The sequence below is a fragment of the Campylobacter concisus genome (assembly GCF_002913865.1).
Lineage (GTDB): Bacteria > Campylobacterota > Campylobacteria > Campylobacterales > Campylobacteraceae > Campylobacter_A > Campylobacter_A concisus_AM.
The window spans coordinates 1-3425 of record NZ_POYX01000122.1; the positions used below are offsets into that span (position 1 = coordinate 1).

The 3425-nt window shown below is 39.4% G+C and carries 3 protein-coding genes; all 3 read right to left on the reverse strand.

The genetic code is table 11. The annotated features are described in order from the left end of the window. Positions 1-146 precede the first annotated feature (146 nt). The 3 genes from fusA to rpsL all read right to left on the reverse strand — a co-directional run bounded on the left by fusA (position 147) and on the right by rpsL (position 3182). The gene (fusA, locus tag CYP77_RS07745) at positions 147-2225 is read right to left on the reverse strand and encodes an elongation factor G (RefSeq protein ID WP_021090006.1); all 2079 of its coding nucleotides are present in this window, start codon (positions 2223-2225) and stop codon (positions 147-149) included. 12 nt (positions 2226-2237) lie between these two features. After that, entirely contained in the window at positions 2238-2708 is a 471-nt protein-coding gene (rpsG, locus tag CYP77_RS07750; RefSeq protein WP_002941142.1) for a 30S ribosomal protein S7, read from the reverse strand. 78 nt (positions 2709-2786) lie between these two features. Then, positions 2787-3182 (reverse strand): 30S ribosomal protein S12, encoded by a 396-nt coding sequence (gene rpsL / locus CYP77_RS07755; RefSeq protein WP_002941121.1) that lies wholly within the window; start codon positions 3180-3182, stop codon positions 2787-2789. Positions 3183-3425 lie beyond the last annotated feature (243 nt).

Sequence of the window (3425 nt, forward strand, 5' to 3'; positions counted from 1 at the left end):
CAACAGGGTTCGAACCTGTGACCTCAGAATTAGGAATTCTGCGCTCTATCCAGCTGAGCTATGAGGACAAATTTGTAAGATAGTTTAAATTTTATCCAAGTAGTTAAATTTTAAAGGGCAGATCGCTCTGCCCTATTTTTGGCTAATTAGCCATTTCTCTTTTTAATAATCTCTTCACTTACATTTTTAGGAACTTCTTCGTAGTGATCAAATTCCATAGAGTAAGTCGCACGACCTTGAGTCATTGAGCGAAGATCTGTTGAGTAGCCAAACATTTGAGCTAGCGGACAATAAGCTGCAATGATTTTTACACCATTTCTATCATCCATTGAATTTACTTGGCCACGGCGCTTATTGAGGTCACCAATAACATCACCCATATACTCTTCTGGAGTCTCGACTTCAACTTTCATCATAGGCTCAAGGATAACCGCACCTGCTTTTCTAGCGCCCTCTTTAAAGCCCATTGAAGCAGCAAGTTTAAATGCCATCTCAGATGAATCCACTTCGTGGTAGCTACCATCGAAAAGTGTAACTTTAACATCTTCAACTGGGTATCCAGCAAGAACACCGCTTTGAAGCGCTTCTTTACAACCTTTTTCAACAGCTGGGATGTACTCTTTTGGAACAACACCACCTTTGATGTCGTTAACAAATTCAAATCCGCTAGCAGCTGGAAGTGGCTCGATGCGTAAAAATACGTGACCATATTGACCACGACCACCTGATTGTTTAGCATACTTATACTCTTGTTCAACTGCCTTACGGATAGTTTCGCGGTAAGCAACTTGTGGCTGACCAACTTCAGCATCAACTTTAAATTCGCGAAGCATACGATCAACAATGATCTCTAGGTGAAGCTCACCCATGCCGCTAATAATAGTTTGTCCGCTCTCTTCATCAGTGCTAACTCTAAAGCTTGGATCTTCTTGAGCTAGTTTTTGAAGAGCTATCGCCATCTTCTCTTGATCTGCTTTTGTTTTTGGCTCAACTGCAACGCTAATAACTGGCTCTGGGAAGTCCATTCTCTCAAGGATAACTTTATCTTTTTCGCTTGCAAGAGTATCACCAGTTAGAGTATTTTTTAGACCAACAACAGCACCGATTTCACCAGCAAAAAGCTCAGTAATCTCTTCACGTTTATTTGAGTGCATTTTTAGTAAGCGGCCGATTCTCTCTTTGCAGTCTTGAACTGTGTTGTAAGCGTAGCTACCACTTTCAAGGCTTCCTCTATAAACACGGATAAATGTTAGCTGTCCAACAAATGGGTCAGTCATAATTTTAAACGCAAGAGCGGCAAATTCGCCATCATCTGTACTTTCGACAGTCACTTCGGTACCATCTTCATAAACACCATTTATCGCTGCGATCTCATCTGGAGCTGGTAAATAATCAACAACAGCATCAAGTAGAGGCTGGATGCCTTTATTCTTAAATGCAGTTCCGCAAAGCATAGGCGTGATAGTCATTCTTAAGCAGCCTGCTTTTATACCTTTTTTGATCTCTTCTTCAGTTAGCTCTTCACCTGCAAAGAATTTCTCCATCAAGCTGTCGTCTGTCTCAGAAACAGCTTCGATTAGTTTTGCGCGGTATTCTTCGGCCTTATCTTTAACTTCAGCTGGAATTTCTTCTTCAACATAGTCAGTTGGCTTTTTCTCGTCATTCCAAACGTATGCTTTCATTCTTACAAGATCAACCACGCCTTTAAAGTTATCTTCTGCACCGATTGGAATTTGAATAGGTACTGGATTTGCTTTTAATCTTTCTCTGATCTGCTCTTCAACTCTAAAGAAATTTGCACCAATTCTGTCCATTTTATTTACAAAAACTATTCTTGGTACGTGATATTTATTTGCTTGTCTCCAAACAGTTTCAGACTGTGGCTGAACACCACCAACAGAACAAAATACCGCGACAGCACCGTCAAGAACACGCATAGAACGCTCAACTTCAATAGTAAAGTCAACGTGTCCCGGAGTGTCGATTAGGTTTACTTGGTAGCCCTTCCAAAACGCTGTAGTTGCAGCCGATGTAATAGTAATACCACGCTCTTTTTCTTGCTCCATCCAGTCCATAGTAGCAGCACCATCATGAACCTCACCTATCTTATGGCTCATACCAGTGAAGAACAAAATTCTCTCACTGGTAGTTGTTTTTCCAGCATCAATGTGAGCCGCAATACCGATATTTCTTACCTTATGTAAAGGCGTTTTTCTCTCTGCCATACTAATTCTTTCTTACCAGCGGTAGTGAGCAAATGCTTTATTAGCCTCTGCCATCTTGTAAGTATCTTCCTTCTTCTTGAAAGATGCACCTTTTGAATTTGCCGCATCTAAAAGCTCATTTGCTAGTTTATCAACCATTGTTCTTTCGCTTCTTTTTCTAGCAAAAGTTATAAGCCAGCGGATAGCAAGAGCTTGTTGGCGAGCTGGGCGAACCTCAACTGGCACTTGATAAGTAGCACCACCAACACGGCGTGATTTAACTTCTAAAATAGGTTTTACATTTTCGATAGCGTCGTTAAAAACGTCGATGCCTTTAACCTCAGCATTTTTCTTTTCGATAGCTTTAATAGCACCATACATTATCTCTGTAGCGACGCTTTTTTTGCCATCATACATAAGAGAATTAATAAATTTAGTGATTATTTTATTTCCGTAAATCGGATCAGGTAAAACTTCCCTTACAGGAGCTTTTCTTCTTCTCATTTTGATTTTTCCTTCAAATTTTTATGAAATTTTACTCAAACGTTTGCAAATTTAAGCAACGTCTGCGAACCTAATTTTTTACTTTTTTGGAGCAGCAGCGCCAGCTTTAGGGCGTTTTGCACCATATTTAGAACGAGAAACTGTTCTTTTTGCAACACCAGCAGTATCAAGTGCACCACGAACGATGTGATATTTAACACCTGGTAAGTCTTTGACCCTACCGCCGCGAACTAAAACGATACTGTGTTCTTGTAGGTTGTGACCTTCACCGCCGATATAGCTGATGACTTCAAAACCGCTTGTTAGCCTAACTTTGGCAACTTTCCTCAAAGCTGAGTTTGGTTTTTTAGGAGTTGTAGTATAAACCCTAGTGCAAACTCCTCTTCTTTGAGGGCACTCTTTTAACGCTGGAGATTTTGACTTAACAGTCACTTTCTTGCGTTCATTTCTGACCAATTGATTTATGGTTGGCACAATAATTCCTTTCAACTAAATTTATTAAAAAGACCTAATTTTATTTAAAAAAAGCTTAAATAACGGTTAATAAGTTAGACTTATTCATAAGTTCCTTTTTTTATAAAACCACTGTCATCTTTTAAAATTTCACCCCTTGCAACGACAAATTTAATCTCAAATTTCTCATCGATTAGCAAAATATCTGCATCAAAATTTTCTTTTATCTCGCCTTTTTTATTTTGTAAGGCCACACTTCTTGCC

What these genes read in the sequence shown, in the direction of transcription:
- fusA (WP_021090006.1), bottom strand. Translation starts at nt 2,225, where the DNA reads ATGGCAGAGAGAAAAACGCCTTTACATAAGGTAAGAAATATCGGTATT.
- rpsG (WP_002941142.1), bottom strand. Translation starts at nt 2,708, where the DNA reads ATGAGAAGAAGAAAAGCTCCTGTAAGGGAAGTTTTACCTGATCCGATT.